We start from the raw sequence: 18,194 nt of genomic DNA, 5'->3' as shown, positions 1-18,194 counted from the left end.
CGTGCCCCCGGTGGCCGTCAGGTGGTGCCGGTCGTACGGCCTGGGCGGCGAAACGGTGGGCGAGTCGCCGCCACACCGGGGTGGCCGTGACGGCGTCCTCCAGCGCCCGGCGGAGGAGTTCGGCCCGGTCGAGGCCGTGTGCGGCAAGGTGTCCCGCGTCCCAGGTGCGGACCCGGTCCGGGTCGGTCTCCGGGTGGAACTGCACGCCCCAGGCGCGCCGGCCGACACGGAATGCCTGATACGGGCAGCGCTCGCTCTCGGCGAGCCAGACGGCGCCGGGCGGCAGCGCCGTGATGGCGTCCACATGCCGCTCGATCGCCGTCACCCGCGCGGGCAGGCCCTGGAAGAGCGGATCGTCGCCCGCCTCGGGCCGGAGGGTGAGCGGAGTGCTGCCGATCTCCGGCTCACCGTGCTCGGCCGCGACCCGGCCCCCGGCGACCTGCGCCAGCAGTTGGCCGCCGAGGCAGATGCCGAAGACCGGCTTCTCCTCATCGAGCGCCTGCTCCAGCAGGGTGCGAGTGGGCGCCAGCCAGGGGGCACGGGCGTCGTCGTCGGGCATGAAGCCGCCGCCCAGCACGACGAGGGCTTCCTGGGTCAGCCGGGGCGGCAGCGGGGCGCCTTCGTACGCCCGGACGGTCTCTACCGCGACCCCGGCCTCCGCCAGCCAGTCGCCGAACCGTCCCGGTCCTCCCTTGGCCGTGTTCTGCACCACCAGCGCTTTCGCCACCACCCACACCCGCCCTCCCCGCCGACGCGCACGGGCCGCGCGCCGCGCGTATGCCGCCTGTGCACCCGCCGTCGCTCATGGTGGCACGGCGTGCAACGCGGCAGGGCTGGAACGAGCGTGACTGGCCGCATCCCGTGCGGGTACCCGGCGGCCCCCACCAGTTCGAAAGGGAGGAATCATGGGGCTCGCTCGCCGGAAGAGCTTCCGGATTCTGCCGGGAGTACGGATGAACATCCGCCGCCGGTCCGTGTCCTTCACCACGGGTGGCGGCCACAGCCCGCGCCGGACGCGCCGGACGTCGGGGCGCCGGACGACATCCCTGCATCTGCCCGGCCGGTTCGGTCAGCAGCGCACCGTCCGCCGGCTCGGCCGGAGCCGCACGGTCCGCCACTGAGGCGGGCCGGCGCGGCGCGCACGACGAAGGCCGGACGGGCTGTTCGACGCCCGTCCGGCCTTCGCTGTTCCGCTGCGGCGCCGCGCCGGTCGTCGGCGCGGCGCCGGTCGCTGTCTCATCTGTCTCGGGAATGCTTCAGAGGCGGCCGTCGGTCAGCCGGGTCAACGGACCGGCGCTCCGGCGGGCGCTGCCGCGCCCGAGCGCGAACGCTCCCGCCAGCAGGAGGACCAGGCCGCCGGCCGCACCGGCGGTGATCTTCTTGCGCTCCTTGACGGCGGTGACCCCGACGGTGGCCGCCGTGCCTGCCTTGGACCCCACGGATACCACCGTGTCCTTGGCAGCCTCTCCCTTCTTCCTGGCGGCTCCGCCCACCGCGCTCACGGCCTCGCCCGCCTTGGCACCGCTCTTGGCACCGTTCGCCTTGGCGGATTCGGCCTTGCTCTCCGTCACGCTTCCCTTGGAGTTCTTCACCGGGTCAGCCATACCGCTGCGGGTAGCCGCGCGAACGGTTTCCAAACCCGGACCGACGATGCCCGCCGCCTTGGTCAACCCCCGTACATACCACGGAAGACCACCAGCCCGAGCACCATGCCAACGACCAGCCCGGCTATGGACACCCCGATCGCCACGGGGGCGAGCCGCTCCTGTTTGGACTTGGCGACGAAGCCGCAGATCATTCCCGCGATGCCGAAGCCGGGCGGGCAGAAGATGAAGGCGACCGCGCCCAGCACGATGCCGACGATGCTCAGCGTGTTGGAGTCGTTGGCGGGCGGCGGTCCAGGCTGGTACGGGCCTGGCTGGTAAGGCGGTCCGGAGTAGGACATGTTTCCCCCTCGAGTCGATGACGCCACCCTAGGGAGTGATCCGCACCGATGAACAGACCGGAGGAAAGGGCATCCGGCCGGTCAGGCGGGTCGCATCGTCGTCTCGGCTGAGGTGGCTGCCGGTGGGCAGGAGGAGCCCTCCGCGGCGGCGACAAAGCCCTTGAGCCCTTTGAGCAGTGCCTCCCGTTCCCGGGACGGCATGGCGGTCAGGATCTCCAGCAGGACCTCCTCGCGCTGCTCGCGCATGTCCCGCAGGTACGCCCTGCCCCGACGGGTCAGCCGCAGCTCCAGTTCCCGCCTGCTGGTGGGGCTCGGGGAGCGCTCGACGAACCCGATCGCCTCCAGCCGGTCGCACAGGCGGCTGACCGAGGAGGGCGCGGAACCCAGCGCCTCCCCCAGCGTCCGCAGATTCATGCCCTCGTCGCGGCCGACGCAGTACATGACGCGCAGTTGCGAGGGAGAGACCGGCGCTGCCGCGGCTGAGTTCCTGCCCCGTTCCCACAGCACTTCGAGCAGTTCGATGACCTCACCTGCCCGTTGTGTGGCATCACGGGCGTTTCGACCGGAAGGTGAGGCATTCACGCCCATATCAGTACCACTTCCAAATCGGCGGCACGGGCCGACTGGGCCCAGCGCCCGCCTCTCCTCTGCGCTCCGCGATCGTGTGCCGACGCCGGTTGGAGTGCGGGGCGGCTTTCACCGGCTCGACGCGGCGCCCATCATCGACAAGCGTATCCCTGGACACCCCGTATGCCCGGTCGAGGCGTCTGTCATGCCCGCTACGGGCAGCGTTCACGCAGTGTGCGGGAAGAACCGCACCGCGACCAGGTGGGCAATGCCCGATAATGACCTCACCCGAGCTGGTGAAGCGATCCTCACCGGGCCGCGCACCGCCACTTCACGGCCCGTCGTTCCCTGTTCACGTCCCCACCGTCCACCGTCCACCGATCGTGTCGCGGGCGGCAGCCGCCCGCTGGAGACCAACCATGCGCATAGCGGCCTACCTCGCCCACCCCCGCCCCGGCAGCTTCAACCACGCCCTGTTCGACGCCGTCGCCGACGAACTCCGGCGGCGCGGGTGCCTGGTGTCGGCACACGACCTGTACGCCGAGGGATTCGATCCGCTGCTGACCGCGCAGGAGACGGAGACCGTGGGAGAGGCCGGCGCCACAGCAGGACCCGGAAGCGCCGGGGCGGCACTTGCCCGGCACCGCGCCGAGGTCGGCCAGGCCGACGCCCTCGTCTTCGTCCACCCCAACTGGTGGGGAATGCCGCCCGCCGTGCTCACCGGCTGGGTACAGCGTGTGCTGGTGCCGGGTGTCGCCTACAAACTGGGCACCGCGGAGGGCGATCCGGTCGGCCTGCTGTCCGCGAGCCGCGCCCTGGTGCTCAACACCTCGGACACCCCGGCGGAGCGGGAGCAGCGCGAGTTCAACGACCCGCTGAACAGCATCTGGGGCTCCTGCGTCCTGCCGTACACGGGAGTGACCGATGTACGGCGCGCGGTCTTCCGTACGGTCACCGACTCCAGTGACGCACAGCGCGCCGCATGGCTCGGGCAGGCCCGCGACATGGCCGCGGCTCTCCTGCGCTGACAAGCGGACGGTCCCAGCGTGCGCTGCCCCGTACGCGTGGCTGCCCCGCGCGCGTGGCTGCTCAGTGGGTACGTGGCGCGGTGCCGCGCGCGGTTCCCCGGGGGTGCTGCCCGGCGGCGGGTGGGAAGACGCCGGGCAGACCGAGGCGGGGGCGGGCAGCCTCTTCCGCACGCCTGCGCTGCTGTCCGCTGCCGTGGCCGGCCCGCGCGTTGAGGAGCGAGTCGAACAGGGCGCGTGCTTCGAGCAGCGCGGCCCGCATGTCCTCGGTCGTCGCGGCGGCCCGGGTACCGTCGCTGCCGCCGTCGCGCCGCGCCCGGTGGACGCGCAGATAGCCGTGGACGCGCCGCGCGTGGTGCACGGAGAGGGCGGCCACCCGCTCCTCGAACGGCACCCCCGCCGGGTAGCCGCGCTCCTCGGCCAGCCGGGCCAGCAGGGCTTCCGCCTCGTCGAGCGCCTTGGCCGGGGAGTCGACGAAGGTCTCCTGTACGGCCCCCCACTGGGCGAGGTAGCGCTCGCGTGCGCCGGAGGCGAGCGGCAGGACCTCGAGCGTGCCGTACCGCTTGAGCCGCTGGGCCAGTTCGCGCCGGGCAGCCCTGGCGTCGCCGCCACGCTCGGCCAGGACGCGCTCGTACTCCGGGCCGAAGCGGCGCTCCATCCGCTGCCCTTCGAGGGCCGCCGCCCGCCGCCTGAGGCGGACCGCGAGGCCGGATGCGGCGGCCAGGATCACGGCGAGACCGGCGATGAGCAAGGTGGTGAGCATGTGCGCCTTCTCCCCGGCACCCGCAACCTCGGGTTCGGGAGCCGTTCACAGGGGGCGGGTCCGCGAAGAGAGACCCGGCACCAGCCGGTTGCCCGGCCACGGCTCCGGTAAACCACCTCACGGCTGCTGCTGTCAACGAGCCTTTGCTCTCCGGTAACTGACGTCATGTCAGCATCGCCGCGAGTTGCGCATGGGGCGCGAGGGAACTTCTGGGGCCTGTTATCCAGGTCACCCTCGTGGTTCCCGGTCGCTAAGATCCGAGCAGGTTGTCCGGGCACGGGGCCCGGGGAGTGCGGTTGGGGTGGATATGGTTGCTGGCCGAGTCGTCCGGTTCGACGGTGCGCGGGGCTACGGGTTCATCGCCCCGGACCACGGGGGCGAGGACGTCTTCCTGCACGCGAACGATCTGATGATGCCGGAGTCCTTCGTCCATACCGGCGTCGCCGTCGAGTTCGAGATCGAGGACGGGGACCGGGGCCTGAAGGCATCCTCCGTCCGGCTTCTGGAGCGCCCCGAGTCCCCCTCGTTCGAGCCGCCGGCCGCGCTCGGCGGCCACGCCTCGCGCAGGCACCCGGTCTCCCGCCACGAGGACGGTGACGACGGCGAGGACCCGATGTGCGACGTACTCAGCGTCACCGAGTACACCAGGGCGGTGACCGAGTTGCTGCTGGAAGCGGCACCCGGGCTGACCGGGGCGCAGATCCTCGACATCCGCCGGCGACTGGTGCAGTTCGGGAAGAGCCACGGCTGGGCCGAGGACTGACCTCGACCTCCCAGCCCCGGCCCTTCCCGTCCTGCCCTGCCGCTGTCAGATGCCGAACGCCGACGGGTACCGGATCACACCGGAGGGCACCGGGCCGACGTGCGGGTCCAGGGTGAGGGCCATCATCGCCTCGTCCGGCACCTCGATCGGGGCGCGGATACCGAACCGGGACGCGGGCACGAACCCGAACCGGGGGTAGTAGTCCGGGTGCCCGAGGACGAGCACGAGGTTCTCGCCCCGGCTCCGGGCCGCCGCGAGCACCGCGCGGATCGCCGCCGAGCCGGCGCCTGTCCGCTGGTGAGCGGGGAGCACCGCGCACGGAGCCAGCGCGAGCGCCGGGTGGCCCGCGACCTGGCAGCGGGTGAGGAGGGCGTATCCGACAGGTGTGCCTCCTGGGTGCTCGGCCAGCATGCTCAGACCGTCGATCCACGCTGCCGGATCGGCGCGCAGCGCATCGACGATGGCGGCCTCCTCGGAGGTGGGGAAGGCCGCGAGGGTGATCCTGCGGATCGCTGCGGCGTCGGCTGCGGAGCCGGCCGCTTCGGCACGGGTGATGAAGGCCGATGTGGATGATTGCGTCAAAACGGGACACCTTTGTGTGCGGGTCCCGGTGGGGTGAAAGAAGGGCGGGCGTGCGACCCAGGGGTGTGGGCGCTTCCCCGCGCTCAGTTCAGGACCGGGGCCCGGAGGATGAGAACTGTCCGGGCGCCGCGCGTGGCGGCGGTCTCCATGGCAGTCATCGACTCATCTCCCCTTCGCTCGGCAGGGCGCCCGTCGGGGCACGGTCGCGCGGCCCGTCGGGCACGGACACGCCGCGGACGTTAACACGCCGTTCGGGCCGAGCCGAGCGATTTTCACAGTGGGCCCCGGCCCGCCGAAGGTGAGCGGACCGGGGGCCGGCGTGCCGGTCAGTACCAGCCGTGCGCGTTGTGGAAGGCGAGCGCCGCCTCCCAGGAGCCGTACCGCTCCTTGACGTAGCGCTCGGCGCCGGCGTGCTGCTCGGCGACCGTCCCCCTGCCCCAGGGCTGATCGGTCTGGAACAGCCCGTGGTACTTGCCGTTCTGCGCGTTGGGGTTACCGCTGGACTCCCGGCGGATGATCTCCGCCTTGGCGGCGTTCTCGGCCATCGAGATGCCCGGGGCCTGGTCTGTGGAGCGGTTGCCCTCCGGCGTTTCCTGCGGCTGGGGGGCCGGTTGCTGGGCCTGGGGGCCGGTTTCCCCCTCGGCTCCGGGTGTGGCCGCGGAGTCCGGCGCCGCGGGGGCGGGCTGTGGGGTGGCCTCCTCGAGGGTCAGGTGTTGTCCGGGGTAGATCAGATCGGGGTCGGCGAGCCCGTTGCGCTCGGCGAGTTCGTGCCAGTTCGTGCCGTGGCTCCGCGCCACCTCGGAGAGGGTGTCGCCGGGGCGGACCTCGTAGGTCTCGGCCGAGGGGCCCTGACGCTGCGTGGCCTCCGTGTGCGTGTGCGTGTCGGCTGACTGTCCCTCCTGCGCGAAGGCGGGCGCGGCCGGAACCGCGACGGCGGCCGCGGTGAGGACGCCGAAGGTGGCGATCTTGGTCTTACGCATCTGAATCAAGTCCTTACCGTCGAGCCCGAAGACTCTCTGTTGGGGTCAGAGGAAAGCCCGTCAGGGCCGTAGCAAACTCCGTCAGATGCGATCCGGGCCGACGATCCGTTCTGCTTTGCCGATCTTTCACTCGTCCAGAGGTACCGGACGTCCCCGATGGGCGGTACCTAGACGGCGTTGGCCCGTAGCCACTCGACGACCTGGCCGGCGTGCCGGTCAGGAGGGAAGACCGGGTAGAAGACGTGCTCGATCTCGCCGTCGCGCACCACGAGGGTGAGACGGCGGTAGAACTTCCGCCCGTCCGCTTCGAAGGTGGGCAGGCCGAGTGCGGTGGCGAGGGTCAGCGCGGGATCGGAGAGCAACGCGAAGGGCAGCCGCAGGCGCTCGACGACTTCGCGCTGGTACGGGCTGCTCTGGCTCGAGGCGCCGAACACGCCCGCGGCGCCCGCGGTGACCAGTTCGGCGTGGTGATCGCGGAATCCGCAGGCTTCGGGGGTGCAGCCCCGCGCGCCGGGGATGGCGTCCCAGCCGGTGGGCAGGGCGCGGTCGTGGCGGCCGGTGAGGGGGTACACATACAGCACCGTGCGAGCGGGCCCGAGCCGGTCCAGCGCGACCAGCCCTCCCTCGGTCGCGGGGAGTTCGAGGTGGGGCAGCCGGGTGCCCGGCAAGTGGTCTGCGGCGCCGTCGTCCTCGGGTACGGGCAGTTCTGCGGGCAGTCGCGTCAGGTCGTCCACGTGGGGTCCTCTCCCATTGCTGAGCGGCGCCGTCCGCTGCTGAGCGGTGCCATGGTGCGGTTGCCGGAACGCTAACCCGCACCCAGGGAGATGAGGAGCACGCCAGGTGCCCGTACGGTCCCGGAGCGGGAACGGGCACCGAACGGGCAGGAGGCCGGCCGGATCGGTCGCGCGTTGAGCGGCTTTGCAGGTAAAGACGCAGGCCAAGCGCGCTTGAACCCGAGGACGGAACGGGCAGAAACGGTCATGATCTTCTCGGTCAAAGGGCTGGTCGCAGTCGCCCGGTGGCTGTAGAACTCTGCACACGGGCAGGAACGGGCACGCCCGTGACCGAACGGAGAGGGGCGACGGAGCCATGAGCGCAGCGGAGCGGCAGCGGCAGATCGTCGGTACCGCGCGACGGCTGGGCTCGGTCGAGGTGGCGCAGCTCGCCCAGGAACTGGGCGTCGCCAGGGAGACGGTCCGCCGCGATCTTCGCGTACTGGAGGAGCACGGACTGCTGCGCCGTACGCACGGCGGCGCCTACCCGGTGGAGAGCGCCGGGTTCGAGACGACGCTGGCTTACCGCACCACCATGCATGTGCCCGAGAAGCGGCGGATCGCCTCGGCGGCCGTCGAGCTGCTCGGGGACGCGGAGACGGTCTTCATCGACGAGGGGTTCACCCCGCAGCTCATCGCCGAGGCGCTGCCGCGTGACCGGCAGCTCACCGTGGTGACCGCGTCGCTGCCGGTGGCGAGCGTACTGGCGGCGGCCGGGGACTTCACCGTGCTGCTGCTCGGCGGGCGGGTGCGGGGCGGAACGCTGGCGGCCGTCGAGCACTGGACGACGCAGATGCTCGCCGGGTTCGTCATCGATCTGGCCTTCATCGGCGCCAACGGCATCTCCCGCGAGCACGGGCTGACCACGCCTGATCCGGCGGTCAGCGAGGTCAAGGCGCAGGCGATGCGGGCCGCGCGGCGGCGGGTCTTCGCGGGGCTGCACACGAAGTTCGGCGCGGTGAGCTTCTGCCGCTTCGCCGAGGTGGGTGACTTCGAGGCGCTCGTCACCTCCACGAGCCTGCCCGCGCCCGAGGCCCACCGCTACGCGTTGCGCGGGCCGCAGGTCGTCAGGGTCTGAGCCCGCCGCCGCCCACCCGGCACGGGCGGCGGGACCGTGCGCCCACATTTGATCGTATTGTCACGATTCGCCAGGAGTTCATATGCGCTGTCAGAGCAGTCCGCAGGGCCGGATACGCAGTCGACCACACCGGACAAAAGCGGTCAGGGCGGCCACCGCGGCCGCCACGGCGGGCGCGCTGTTCGCGCTGTCCGGCTGTGCGGGGGCGGGCGCCATCGGCTCCGGCGGCGACACGATCAACGTCCTGATGGTCAACAACCCACAGATGCTCGACCTGCAGAAGCTCACCGCGAAGCACTTCACCAAGGAGACCGGCATCAAGGTGAAGTTCACCGTGCTGCCGGAGAACGACGTCCGCGACAAGATCAGCCAGGACTTCGCCAACCAGGCCGGACAGTACGACGTGGCGACGCTCAGCAACTACGAGACGCCGATCTTCGCCAAGAACGACTGGCTGCGCCCGCTGACCCCCTACACCCGCAAGGACAAGCGCTTCGACCAGCAGGACATCCTCCCGCCGGTACGCGAATCGCTCAGCGGCGAGGACGGCCAGGTGTACGCGGAACCCTTCTACGGCGAGTCCTCCTTCCTGATGTACCGCAAGGACATCTTCGAGAAGGAGGGCCTCGAGATGCCCGAGAAGCCCACCTGGCCGCAGGTCGCCGAGCTCGCGGCGAAGGTGGACGGCGCCCAGCGCGGTATGAAGGGGATCTGTCTGCGCGGCCTGCCCGGCTGGGGCGAGCTCATCGCGCCGCTGACGACGGTCGTCAACACCTACGGCGGCACCTGGTTCGACAAGGACTGGAACGCCCGCCTGAACGACCCGGCATTCCGCAAGGCGACGAAGTTCTACGTCGACCTGGTACGCAAGCACGGCGAGTCCGGAGCCGCACAGTCCGGCTACGCGGAGTGCCTGAACAACATGACCCAGGGCAAGACCGCCATGTGGTACGACGCGACAGCCGGCGCCGGCTCCCTGGAGAGCGGCAAGTCCAAGGTGAAGGGCAAGATCGGCTACGTCCCCGCACCCGTCGTCAAGACGAAGAGCTCGGGCTGGCTCTACAGCTGGGCCTGGGGCATCCAGAAGGCGAGCCGCAACCCGGACAAGGCGTGGAAGTTCATCTCCTGGGCCTCGGGCAAGGAGTACGAGAAGCTGGTCGGCGAGAAGTTCGGCTGGGCCAACGTGCCGGCCGGCAAGCGGGTCTCGACCTACGAGCTGCCCGAGTACAAGAAGGCGGCAGGGGCCTTCCACGAGGTCACCCGCGAGGCCATCACCAACGCCAGGCCCCGCGACCCGGGAGTGCAGAAGCGCCCCACGATCGGCATCCAGTTCGTGGACATCCCCGAGTTCTCCGACCTCGGAACCAAGGTCTCGCACGAGATCAGCGCCGCCATCGCGGGCCGCCAGTCGGTGGACACGGCGCTGCGCAAGGCGCAGAAGCTGGCGCAGGAGGTCTCCGACGACTACGAGGGGCGAGGCCGATGAGCACTCCGACCACCACTCCGGCCCCGGGCGCGCACGACGAGCAGCGCCCACCGACCTCCCGCCCGGCCACCGCCGCGCCCAAGGGACCGCCGAACCGGCTGCGCGGCTGGGTCACCCGCGCGCCGCTGCTGCCCGCGCTGGTCTTCATGATCGTTGTCACTCAGCTGCCGTTCGTGGCCACGCTGGTGGTCTCGTTCTTCGACTGGAACGCGCTCTACCCCGAAGCCCGGTCCTTCGGCGGCTTCGAGAACTACAAGGAGGTGCTCAGCGATCCCGAGCTGCGCGACTCGGTGGTGACGACCGCGGTGCTGACCGCCGTCGTCGTCCTGGTCAGCCTCGTCCTGGGGCTGCTGCTGGCGCTGCTGCTCGACCGCAGCTTCCGGGGGCGCGGGGTGGTGCGCACGCTGCTGATCGCGCCGTTCCTGCTGGTGCCGGTGGCCGCGGCACTGCTGTGGAAGCACGTCCTGTTCAACCCCGAGTACGGCCTGCTCAACGGGGTGCTCAGCTGGCTGTTCGGCGACGACGCGCCGCAGCCGAACTGGGTGTCGGACATGCCGCTGGCCGCCGTCGAGGTGTCGCTGATCTGGCAGTGGACACCGTTCATGATGCTGATCCTGCTCGCCGGGCTGCAGAGCCGTCCCTCCGACGCCATCGAAGCGGCGCGGATCGACGGCGCCGGGGCGTGGCAGATCTTCCGCTATCTGACGCTGCCGCATCTGCGCCGCTACCTCGAACTGGGGGCGCTGCTGGGGTCGATCTACATCGTGCAGAACTTCGACGCCGTCTTCACCATCACCTCCGGCGGACTGGGCACGGCGAACCTGCCCTACACCATCTACCAGACCTTCTACCAAGGCCATGAGTACGGGCTGGCGTCGGCCGCCGGTGTGCTCGTCGTCATCGGCTCCCTGATCATCGCCACCCTCGCGCTGCGGGTGGTCTCATCCCTCTTCCGCGAGGAGGTCCGCGCATGAGCGCCCTGACCGCAGGCCCACCCGAGGCGGCACCGCCCGCCGCGCCACCGAAGGCTTCGTCGACCGCGCCGAAGAGCGTCCGTCGGAAGAACGCCGCGCTGGGCCTGCTGGCCTGGGTGTGCGGGCTGCTGTTCGTCCTGCCGATCCTCTGGATGGTGCTGACCTCGCTGCACTCGGAGTCGGACGCCGCCACCAACCCGCCGTCGCTCGCGGCCCCGCTGACGCTGGACGGCTACCGCGAGTTCTTCAGCGCGGGCAACGGCGCAGGCCCCTGGCCCGCGCTGGCGAACTCGCTGGGTGCTTCGGTCTTCTCCACGCTGTTCGTGCTGGTGCTGGCGCTGCCGGCCGCATACGCGCTGTCCATCCGGCCGGTGCGCAAGTGGCGTGACGTGCTGTTCTTCTTCCTGTCGACGAAGATGCTGCCGGTCGTGGCCGGACTGCTACCGATCTATCTGTTCGCGAAGAACACCGATTTCCTCGACAACATCTGGCTGCTGGTCATCCTCTACACGTCGATGAACCTGCCGATCGCCGTGTGGATGATGCAGTCCTTCCTCGCCGAGGTTCCGAGTGCGCTGATCGAGGCGGCGCAGATCGACGGGGCACGGCTGCCCACCGTCCTCACCCGGGTCGTGGCACCGGTCGCCGCGCCCGGCATCGCCGCCACCGCGCTGATCTGCTTCATCTTCTCCTGGAACGAGATGCTGTTCGCGCGGGTGCTGACGGGGGTGGTGGCACAGACCGCGCCCGTCTTCCTGACCGGCTTCATCACCAGTCAGGGGCTCTTCCTGGCGAAGGTGTGCGCCGCGTCTCTCGTGATCTCCCTGCCGGTGCTCGCCGCGGGGTTCGCCGCCCAGGACAAGCTGGTCCAGGGCCTGTCGCTAGGAGCTGTCAAATGAAGGCCGCACTCGTCGAGTCCGTGGGCAAGGTGTCGCTGACGGAGGTTCCCGACCCGGCCCCCGGGCCCCGCGATGTGGTGGTGAAGGTGGCGGCGTGCGGGCTGTGCGGAACCGACCTGCACATCCTCCAGGGTGAGTTCGCGCCCTCGCTGCCGCTGATTCCCGGGCACGAGTTCGCCGGTGAGGTGGTGGCGCTGGGCAGCGAGGTGACCGAGCTGGCCGAGGGCGACCGGGTTGCCGTCGACCCCTCGCTGTACTGCCACGAGTGCCGCTACTGCCGCCGCGGCCACAACAACCTGTGCGACCGGTGGGCCGCGATCGGTGTGTCGCGGTCGGGTGGCGCTGCCGAGTACGCCGTGGCGCCGGTCGCCAACTGTGTCCGGCTGCCCGAACACGTACGCACCCAGGACGCCGCGCTCATCGAGCCGCTGTCCTGCGCGGTGCGCGGCTACGACGTGCTCAAGAGCCAGCTCGGCTCCCACGTGCTGATCTACGGTTCGGGGACGATGGGGCTGATGATGCTGGAGCTGGCGAAGCGGACCGGCGCGGCCAGTGTGGATGTGCTCGACCTCAACCCCGACCGGCTGGCCACCGCACGCCACCTGGGATGCAGCGGCGCGGCCGCGACCGCCGAGGAGTTGGACCGGCCCGAGGGCTGGGACCTGGTGGTGGACGCGACGGGAAACGCGGCCGCCATCCAGGACGGCCTCGGCCGGGTCGCCAAGGCGGGCACGTTCCTCCAGTTCGGCGTCTCCGACTATGCGACCCGCGCCACGATCGAGCCGTACCGCATCTACAACCAGGAGATCACCATCACCGGCTCGATGGCCGTGCTGCACAGCTATGAGCGGGCCGCCGAGTTGTTCGCCGGCGGGATTCTCGATCCGGACGTCTTCATCTCGGACCGGATGCCGTTGGCTTCCTACCCGGAGGCGTTGGAACGGTTCGCCGAGGGGAAGGGCCGCAAGATCGTCGTCGTCCCGTGAGGGGTGAGCACTTCGGGGCAACGGGTAGGTCTCACAGGCAGTCGCGAGGTACCGCTTCGTTCCACGTACGGGAGAAGACGCGGTTGCCGTCCTCGTAGGCGTCAAGCGTGGCGTGCACGTGGAAGGTGCCCTCGGTGCAGGTCAGCACCGTACGGGTGACGGTCTGCGTCTCCCAGCCGGGACGGCGGAACGTCATGGTCCAGGCGGATTCGCCGGCGACGGAGGTGAAGTCGTCGGCGACCGCCGTGTACCGCTCGTAGGCGCGGCGGCCGACGTCCAGCCCGATGTGGTCCAAATGCTCCAACCCCCGGTCCTTCACGATCTCCAACTCCTGGTGGTAGCCGATCAGATCACGCTTGACGTCCCAGCGCTCCTCCGGCGGTTCGAGCGTGGTGGTGGCCAACGGTGGCGCGCCCTCGGGTTCGCCGAACAGGTCGCGCGGGGCCTCACCGTCCTCGTGCGGGGTCCGGACCGGCAGCGTGAGGGTGCTGGAGCTCTCATGGACGCTCAGCAGCACCGGCTTCGGCGGCGGCCAGGCCAGCGGCCAGTAGGAGGTGGACAGGGAGAGCCGGATGCGATGGCCGGGCGGGAACGCCTGTGCCACACCGTTGAGCTGCACGGTGGCCCGGTAGCGGCGGCCGGGCTCCAACAGCTCGGGGTCGTCGGTGCCACCGTGATGAGTGAGGTTGAGCAGGCCGTAGGTGACCCGGGTGGCGCTGCCGTCGGGCGCCACATCGGACAGCCGGGCAGCCACCTGTCCCACCGGCTCGCTGACCGACAGCTCCAGCTCCGCGCTGGGCGAGCCCAGGATCTCCACCCGCTCGGTCAGCGGCTCGGTCTCGAAGACCAGCGAGCCGCCGTCCTCCTCGCGCTGGTCGTAGGGCAGGTCGGGCGGCGCGTTGTAGGAGGCCCACTTGCCCGCGAACTGGCCGACCGACAGCGGTGAGCGCACCGTGAGCGCGGAGCCGGGCTCCGGCTGGGACGGGGCCTCAGCCCGCTTCCTGGGCGGGTGGATGCGGTAACGGGAGAGCGGGTGGGTGACCTCGGTGACGTACGGCGAGGGCCACTCGGGCTCGATGACCCACCGGCCGGGCCGCTGCTCGTAGGAGGTGGACGGGGGCACGCTGTCCTGCATCCAGGTGCTGAGCACGGGGCCGTCCATGACGCCGTTGTCGACGCCCTTGAGCCAGTGGTCCCACCAGCGGACGACCTCCTGGAGGTAGCCGATGGCCGGGCCCGGCTCGCCCAGGTGCGGGAACTTGTGCGACCAGGGCCCGATGAGGCCCTTACGGGGCACGTCCAGGTTGGCCAACAGACGGGTGACGGCGTTGGAGTACCCGTCGGCCCAACCGCTGGAGGCCAGCACCGGGCAGCGTACGGCCTGGTAGTCCTCGCAGACGGCGGCGTGCCGCCAGTAGTCGTCGCGCCGCTGGTGGCGCAGCCACTCCAGCACCCACGGCTCGCTCTTGCCCAGCCGCTCCTGCCACATCCGCCGCCAGCGGTCCCCCACCACGGCGGGGTCGGGCGGGCAGGTGCTGTACGCGAACATGGTGCCCGCCTCGGCCAGGTTGTCCGACAGCAGCGTGCCGCCCATGTAGTGCATGTCGTCGGCGTACCGGTCGTCGGTGAACGAGGCGATGACAATGGCCCGCAGGCTCTCCGGACGGCGCGCCGCGACCTGCAGTGCGGCGAAGGCGCCCCAGGAGATGCCCATCATTCCGGTACTGCCGTCGCACCAGGGTTGCGCGGCGAGCCATTCGAGCACGTCCTCGGCGTCCCGCTGCTCCTGCTCAAGGTACTCGTCGCCGAGCACCCCGTCGGAGTCGCCGGTACCCCTCAGGTCGACGCGGACGCAACAGTAACCGTGGCCCGCGAGGTAGGGATGGTGGATGGAGTCCCGTACGGCGGTCAGATCGCGCTGCCGGTAGGGGATGTACTCCAGCACAGCGGGCAGCGGCTCCGCGTCGGAACAGACGGGACGCCAGACGCGGGCCGACAGCCGGGTGCCGTCCGGGAGCGGCACGGTGACGGGTTCTTCCTTGGTCTCGTAGGGCAGATTGTGCACGGTGCGCATGGACGCGTTCTCCGCTCGACGTTCGTGCTGCTGTACGCGCGGTTACGCGGGCCGGACAGCCTCTTCGGGCGCCTCGGGTTCCCCAGGTTCCTCGGGCACCCGGGAGCCGCTGCCGGCCGGTGCCGTGCCGTGCAGGCCCAGGGCCGCGACGGCGCGGTCGTATTTCTCGCGCAGTTCGTTCTCGTCAGCTCCGCCGGTGTAGATGTGCGCGATCTCGTAGCTGTAGCTGTCCTGCTGGGTGAGGTTCCGCAGCCGCTGGCCCTCGTCGGGCACCACATCGATGCGCACGCCGGGGATCTCCTCCTCCACCCTGGTGATCTCCTCGGCGGAGGGCACCCGGCGGGCCACACCGTCGGTGAACCAGCGGTGGTACCACTTGGCCGCACACAGATAGGGGCCCGCACGGTGCGGCAGGGCGGGGTCGCGGCCGAAGGCGAGGGCGAGCATGCAGTGGTGGTTGGGGACGCCGTCGACGTAGTCGAACAGCTCGGCGTGTGACTGGGAGTGCCTGGGGTTGATCTCCAGCAGCTTGATCTCGTCCTTCCCCGGGTCGTAGAAGAACTCGATGCTGAAGGTGGCGGCGTCCATCCCGATCTGCCGGATGACGCGCTCCGACGCCGCCGCGAGCCGCTCCTGCACGGGCTCCGGGAGCCTGCTGGGGTACTGGTGCCGCAGGAAGGACGGCGTGTCGGGGTAGTTGACGGAGTCGAGCACCCCGTAGACGGTGACGGCGCCGCGGTGCACATAGCCCTCCACCGCGACCTGGAGGCCGGTCATCTTCTCCTCGGCGAGGCAGACCATGCCGCCGACCTCGGCCACCCGGGGCGGGAGCTCGATCTGGTCGAGGATGTACGCGAACGGCCTGCCGAGCCGGGCGATGCCCTCCCGGATCTTGCCGACGGCCGTGCGGAACTCGGCCAGATCCGCCACGCCATACGCCAGTTCCGACGAGGAGGCCAGCGCGGGCTTGACCCACATGGGGAAGCTCACCCCCTCGGGAGGCTCCGGGTGCGCGGCCTGCAGGTCCACCTGGCCGAACCTCGGCAACTCGTCGATGACCTTCTGCTGCTCCAGCCTGCTCCAGTACTTGTGCTCGCACTTGACCACCGATTCCAGGCTGGTGCTGCGCGTGCCGTACTCCTCGGCCAGCAGCGGGATCATGGTGCTGACGGGGAAGTCCCAGTAGCCGACGACGGCGTCCACGCTGCCGTCGAAGGAGTCCAGGACGCCCCGCGCCCGGTCCAGCAGTTCGGGGACCGACACCTCGTCGTTCTGCAACTCCTCGGGGTCCAGCAGCGGGTGGAAGCGGTAGTGCGCCGCGTCGGGTACCGCCTCCAGGGTGGTGCGGTTGGCGTCGTCCATTCCCAGGACGAAGACGTTCTTCCGCTCGCCGGAGGCCGTCTCGCGTTCGCTCGCGGCTGCCTTCCTGGTGACGTTGCTGGTGACTTTGTCTGCGGCGTTCTCGGATATGGACACGTGCCCTCCACATCGGTCTTCGGTGGACCCGATCGGTTTCGGTGGTCCCGGGCAGCCGGGCCCGGGGCCGCCGGCGCACTGGCCCGACTCCGGCAGCCGGGGGCGGGTTGCCGCGCGACGGAACGGAGAAACGTGCCTGTTCATCGGGGTGGCGGCCCGGAAGCCGAGGCGCCCTGGGCGGAGGACGTGGTGCGTTGCCGATCGCGAGCTTGATCGTTGAGGCCAGTACGCATCCGGAGCATCAGGTTCCGGAACGATGAGAGGAGACCTCTTGGCACGCAAAAGCCTGGCTCTGGCGGCCACCCTGGCGCTGAGCAGCGCACTGTTCACGGCCGCGCAGGCCACCGCCGCTTCCCACAGCCACGCGCGGGCCGACAAGCCGCCCTTCCCGTACGCCGACTGCATCAAAGAGGTGAAGAAGCAGCACAAGGCCAGCAACGCGCGGGCCAAGCACCTGTGCGACCAACTGGTGGAGAAGGGGTGGATCAAGCCGCCGAACGCCTGAGCCCGGCACGGGCACGGGAGCGGGCCCTGCGGACAGCACCCCTCCCCGAGCGCCCCCTCGGACAGCATGCGCCTGTCCGACGGGGCGCCTTCGCTTGCCGGCGTCGGCTCAGTCCCCGTGCGGCACGCGCCCGCCCGCAGCGGGGAGGGTGTCGAGGAGGGCGGCCGCGCAGTCCTCGACGACGGCCTCGGCGTGCGGCGGGAGGCTGCCACCGTCGCGCAGATGACGCCGGACGACGGAGAGCGGCAGGTCGATCAGGGCGAGGGTGATCCGCTCGACGGCCTCGGGGCCCTCCGCGCCCAACCGCGTACCCAGCGCTCCCAGTTCGCCGAAGACCCGGCGGTTGCCGCGTTCGGCACGGGAGCGGTACGCGGCCGGCCAGCTCTCCCGGCCGAAGTCGCCGGGCCCGTAGAGCAGCAGGCGCGTCTCCTCGGGGTGGGCACGGCTCCAGGCCACGACGTGCCGGGCGCCGGCGCATCCGGCCTCCCGCGCGTCGTCGTGCGCGGCGAGGGCGTGCAGATAGCTGTCCTGGAAGCGCTCGACGGTACGCACCCACACCTCGGCGAGGAGCGCGGGTCGCCCGGCGAAGCGGTGGTAGAGGGAGCCGCTGGGCGCGCCCGCCTCCTTGGCGACGGCCGCCATGGTCACGCCCGCCGGTCCGGAGACGGCGGCCAGCCGGACAGCGGCGTCCAGGAGTTGCTCGGTGTCGAACCGGGGTGGCCTCGCCATGGTCAGGAAGGGTAGCCTGCCAGTTTTAGAGAGCGCTCTCTAAAACTGCTTACGAGCCTCGGGAGGCCCGATGGACGTCTACAACGTGCACGAACGAGAGCTGCCAGGCACACCGCACGAAGTCGGCGCCCTGCTCGACTCGCTGGCGGGCGAGCAGGACCGGCTGTGGCCGGGTAGCGGCTGGCCTCCCATGGCCTTCGACCGGCCGCTGGGGGAAGGCGCCACCGGAGGCCACGGCCCGGTGCGCTACCGGGTCGCCGCCTATGTGCCCGGAAAGTGGGTGCGCTTCACCTTCAGCGCGCCCCGGGGCTTCGACGGCTTCCACGAGTACGCGGTCCTGGCGGTGGACGGCGACCGCACGCTGCTGCGGCACACCCTGGCCATGCGGGCGCGCGGCGCGGCCCGCCTCACCTGGCCGGTCCTGTGGGGGCCTCTGCACGACGCCTGCCTGGAGGACGGACTGGACCTCGCGGAGCGGACCTGCGCGGGCGAGGTGGCGCGGCCCGCCCGGCACAGCGCATACGTGCGGGCCTTGCTGCGGCTGATGGCACCGGCCCGAGCGGTCGGCTGACGGGTACGGGAGCGCGTT

Annotated in this window: 21 protein-coding genes; 10 read left to right on the top strand and 11 right to left on the bottom strand. The window is 70.8% G+C overall.

Annotated elements, in window-relative coordinates:
- Window positions 1–727: type 1 glutamine amidotransferase (locus tag JW592_RS12815; protein ID WP_209265142.1), on the bottom strand; the 727-nt coding region annotated here is incomplete at its 3' end.
- Between the two features lie 178 nt (window positions 728–905).
- Here JW592_RS12815 and JW592_RS12810 point away from each other — a divergent pair.
- Window positions 906–1,121 carry a DUF4236 domain-containing protein gene (locus JW592_RS12810; protein WP_209265141.1) on the top strand — a complete coding sequence of 72 codons (216 nt, stop codon included), beginning with the start codon at window positions 906–908 and terminating at the stop codon, window positions 1,119–1,121.
- A gap of 135 nt (window positions 1,122–1,256) precedes the next feature.
- Here the strand turns inward: JW592_RS12810 and JW592_RS12805 are convergent, their stop codons facing one another.
- From JW592_RS12805 to JW592_RS12795, 3 genes are all read right to left on the bottom strand, one after another.
- Complete coding sequence (locus JW592_RS12805; protein ID WP_209265140.1) at window positions 1,257–1,604, bottom strand: hypothetical protein; 348 nt, start codon at window positions 1,602–1,604, stop codon at window positions 1,257–1,259.
- A gap of 62 nt (window positions 1,605–1,666) precedes the next feature.
- Complete coding sequence (locus JW592_RS12800) at window positions 1,667–1,945, bottom strand: hypothetical protein (protein ID WP_229375820.1); 279 nt, start codon at window positions 1,943–1,945, stop codon at window positions 1,667–1,669.
- Between the two features lie 81 nt (window positions 1,946–2,026).
- Window positions 2,027–2,533 carry a MarR family winged helix-turn-helix transcriptional regulator gene (locus JW592_RS12795; RefSeq protein ID WP_209265139.1) on the bottom strand — a complete coding sequence of 169 codons (507 nt, stop codon included), beginning with the start codon at window positions 2,531–2,533 and terminating at the stop codon, window positions 2,027–2,029.
- A 398-nt stretch (window positions 2,534–2,931) separates the two neighbouring features.
- Between JW592_RS12795 and JW592_RS12790 the strand changes: the two genes are divergently transcribed.
- On the top strand, window positions 2,932–3,540 hold the full coding sequence (locus tag JW592_RS12790; protein ID WP_209265138.1) for an NAD(P)H-dependent oxidoreductase: 609 nt from the start codon (window positions 2,932–2,934) through the stop codon (window positions 3,538–3,540).
- 61 nt (window positions 3,541–3,601) lie between these two features.
- Here the strand turns inward: JW592_RS12790 and JW592_RS12785 are convergent, their stop codons facing one another.
- Complete coding sequence (locus tag JW592_RS12785) at window positions 3,602–4,300, bottom strand: hypothetical protein (protein ID WP_229375819.1); 699 nt, start codon at window positions 4,298–4,300, stop codon at window positions 3,602–3,604.
- Between the two features lie 307 nt (window positions 4,301–4,607).
- On the opposite strand from JW592_RS12785, the gene JW592_RS12780 reads away from it, so the two are divergent.
- Window positions 4,608–5,063: a cold-shock protein gene (locus JW592_RS12780; RefSeq protein WP_209265137.1), complete on the top strand. Its 456-nt coding sequence runs from the start codon at window positions 4,608–4,610 to the stop codon at window positions 5,061–5,063.
- A 45-nt stretch (window positions 5,064–5,108) separates the two neighbouring features.
- Here JW592_RS12780 and JW592_RS12775 read toward each other — a convergent pair whose 3' ends face one another.
- The 3 genes from JW592_RS12775 to JW592_RS32700 form a co-directional block, all read right to left on the bottom strand.
- Window positions 5,109–5,645 carry a GNAT family N-acetyltransferase gene (locus tag JW592_RS12775; protein ID WP_209265136.1) on the bottom strand — a complete coding sequence of 179 codons (537 nt, stop codon included), beginning with the start codon at window positions 5,643–5,645 and terminating at the stop codon, window positions 5,109–5,111.
- A 326-nt stretch (window positions 5,646–5,971) separates the two neighbouring features.
- Complete coding sequence (locus JW592_RS12770; protein ID WP_209265135.1) at window positions 5,972–6,625, bottom strand: LysM peptidoglycan-binding domain-containing protein; 654 nt, start codon at window positions 6,623–6,625, stop codon at window positions 5,972–5,974.
- Window positions 6,626–6,792: 167 nt separating this feature from the next.
- Window positions 6,793–7,359, bottom strand: a complete 567-nt coding sequence (locus JW592_RS32700) for a peroxiredoxin (RefSeq protein ID WP_307805391.1) — start codon at window positions 7,357–7,359, stop codon at window positions 6,793–6,795.
- A 355-nt stretch (window positions 7,360–7,714) separates the two neighbouring features.
- Between JW592_RS32700 and JW592_RS12760 the strand changes: the two genes are divergently transcribed.
- The 5 genes from JW592_RS12760 to JW592_RS12740 all read left to right on the top strand — a co-directional run bounded on the left by JW592_RS12760 (window position 7,715) and on the right by JW592_RS12740 (window position 12,821).
- Window positions 7,715–8,476: a DeoR/GlpR family DNA-binding transcription regulator gene (locus JW592_RS12760; protein ID WP_209265133.1), complete on the top strand. Its 762-nt coding sequence runs from the start codon at window positions 7,715–7,717 to the stop codon at window positions 8,474–8,476.
- Window positions 8,477–8,558: 82 nt separating this feature from the next.
- Window positions 8,559–9,962, top strand: coding sequence for an ABC transporter substrate-binding protein (locus JW592_RS12755; RefSeq protein ID WP_229375817.1), 1,404 nt, complete (start codon window positions 8,559–8,561; stop codon window positions 9,960–9,962).
- The gene (locus JW592_RS12750; RefSeq protein WP_209265132.1) at window positions 9,959–10,936 is read left to right on the top strand and encodes a carbohydrate ABC transporter permease; all 978 of its coding nucleotides are present in this window, start codon (window positions 9,959–9,961) and stop codon (window positions 10,934–10,936) included. The genes JW592_RS12755 and JW592_RS12750 overlap by 4 nt, the downstream gene beginning before the upstream one ends.
- Window positions 10,933–11,835, top strand: coding sequence for a carbohydrate ABC transporter permease (locus tag JW592_RS12745; protein WP_209265131.1), 903 nt, complete (start codon window positions 10,933–10,935; stop codon window positions 11,833–11,835). Before JW592_RS12750 ends, JW592_RS12745 begins: the two co-directional genes overlap by 4 nt.
- Entirely contained in the window at window positions 11,832–12,821 is a 990-nt protein-coding gene (locus tag JW592_RS12740) for a zinc-dependent alcohol dehydrogenase family protein (protein ID WP_209265130.1), read from the top strand. The genes JW592_RS12745 and JW592_RS12740 overlap by 4 nt, the downstream gene beginning before the upstream one ends.
- Window positions 12,822–12,852: 31 nt before the next feature.
- On the opposite strand, the gene JW592_RS12735 is transcribed toward JW592_RS12740, so the two are convergent.
- Window positions 12,853–14,895, bottom strand: coding sequence for a CocE/NonD family hydrolase (locus JW592_RS12735; RefSeq protein ID WP_209265129.1), 2,043 nt, complete (start codon window positions 14,893–14,895; stop codon window positions 12,853–12,855).
- Between the two features lie 42 nt (window positions 14,896–14,937).
- Window positions 14,938–16,257, bottom strand: coding sequence for an ATP-grasp domain-containing protein (locus tag JW592_RS12730; RefSeq protein WP_209265167.1), 1,320 nt, complete (start codon window positions 16,255–16,257; stop codon window positions 14,938–14,940).
- Window positions 16,258–16,642: 385 nt separating this feature from the next.
- On the opposite strand from JW592_RS12730, the gene JW592_RS12725 reads away from it, so the two are divergent.
- Window positions 16,643–16,876, top strand: coding sequence for a hypothetical protein (locus JW592_RS12725; protein WP_209265128.1), 234 nt, complete (start codon window positions 16,643–16,645; stop codon window positions 16,874–16,876).
- 108 nt (window positions 16,877–16,984) lie between these two features.
- Here the strand turns inward: JW592_RS12725 and JW592_RS12720 are convergent, their stop codons facing one another.
- On the bottom strand, window positions 16,985–17,605 hold the full coding sequence (locus tag JW592_RS12720; protein ID WP_209265127.1) for a TetR/AcrR family transcriptional regulator: 621 nt from the start codon (window positions 17,603–17,605) through the stop codon (window positions 16,985–16,987).
- Window positions 17,606–17,675: 70 nt separating this feature from the next.
- Here JW592_RS12720 and JW592_RS12715 point away from each other — a divergent pair, with 70 nt between their 5' ends.
- A complete protein-coding gene (locus tag JW592_RS12715) occupies window positions 17,676–18,176 on the top strand; it encodes an SRPBCC family protein (RefSeq protein ID WP_209265126.1) in 501 nt (166 codons plus the stop codon).
- The last annotated feature ends 18 nt before the right edge of the window (window positions 18,177–18,194 follow it).

Origin of the sequence: Streptomyces spirodelae (assembly GCF_017676385.1) — a bacterium.
GTDB classification, from domain to species: Bacteria; Actinomycetota; Actinomycetes; order Streptomycetales; family Streptomycetaceae; genus Streptomyces; species Streptomyces spirodelae.
The sequence above is the reverse complement of the archived record's forward strand: the minus strand, read 5'-3'. Positions and strand labels throughout refer to the sequence as shown.

Excerpts from the sequence above, each read along its gene's own strand:
- JW592_RS12810 (WP_209265141.1), top strand. The coding sequence starts at position 906 with ATGGGGCTCGCTCGCCGGAAGAGCTTCCGGATTCTGCCGGGAGTACGG.
- JW592_RS12805 (WP_209265140.1), bottom strand. The coding sequence starts at position 1,604 with ATGGCTGACCCGGTGAAGAACTCCAAGGGAAGCGTGACGGAGAGCAAG.
- JW592_RS12800 (WP_229375820.1), bottom strand. The coding sequence starts at position 1,945 with ATGTCCTACTCCGGACCGCCTTACCAGCCAGGCCCGTACCAGCCTGGA.
- JW592_RS12795 (WP_209265139.1), bottom strand. The coding sequence starts at position 2,533 with ATGGGCGTGAATGCCTCACCTTCCGGTCGAAACGCCCGTGATGCCACA.
- JW592_RS12790 (WP_209265138.1), top strand. The coding sequence starts at position 2,932 with ATGCGCATAGCGGCCTACCTCGCCCACCCCCGCCCCGGCAGCTTCAAC.
- JW592_RS12785 (WP_229375819.1), bottom strand. The coding sequence starts at position 4,300 with ATGCTCACCACCTTGCTCATCGCCGGTCTCGCCGTGATCCTGGCCGCC.
- JW592_RS12780 (WP_209265137.1), top strand. The coding sequence starts at position 4,608 with ATGGTTGCTGGCCGAGTCGTCCGGTTCGACGGTGCGCGGGGCTACGGG.
- JW592_RS12770 (WP_209265135.1), bottom strand. The coding sequence starts at position 6,625 with ATGCGTAAGACCAAGATCGCCACCTTCGGCGTCCTCACCGCGGCCGCC.
- JW592_RS12760 (WP_209265133.1), top strand. The coding sequence starts at position 7,715 with ATGAGCGCAGCGGAGCGGCAGCGGCAGATCGTCGGTACCGCGCGACGG.
- JW592_RS12755 (WP_229375817.1), top strand. The coding sequence starts at position 8,559 with ATGCGCTGTCAGAGCAGTCCGCAGGGCCGGATACGCAGTCGACCACAC.
- JW592_RS12750 (WP_209265132.1), top strand. The coding sequence starts at position 9,959 with ATGAGCACTCCGACCACCACTCCGGCCCCGGGCGCGCACGACGAGCAG.
- JW592_RS12745 (WP_209265131.1), top strand. The coding sequence starts at position 10,933 with ATGAGCGCCCTGACCGCAGGCCCACCCGAGGCGGCACCGCCCGCCGCG.
- JW592_RS12740 (WP_209265130.1), top strand. The coding sequence starts at position 11,832 with ATGAAGGCCGCACTCGTCGAGTCCGTGGGCAAGGTGTCGCTGACGGAG.
- JW592_RS12735 (WP_209265129.1), bottom strand. The coding sequence starts at position 14,895 with ATGCGCACCGTGCACAATCTGCCCTACGAGACCAAGGAAGAACCCGTC.
- JW592_RS12730 (WP_209265167.1), bottom strand. The coding sequence starts at position 16,257 with ATGGACGACGCCAACCGCACCACCCTGGAGGCGGTACCCGACGCGGCG.
- JW592_RS12720 (WP_209265127.1), bottom strand. The coding sequence starts at position 17,605 with ATGGCGAGGCCACCCCGGTTCGACACCGAGCAACTCCTGGACGCCGCT.
- JW592_RS12715 (WP_209265126.1), top strand. The coding sequence starts at position 17,676 with ATGGACGTCTACAACGTGCACGAACGAGAGCTGCCAGGCACACCGCAC.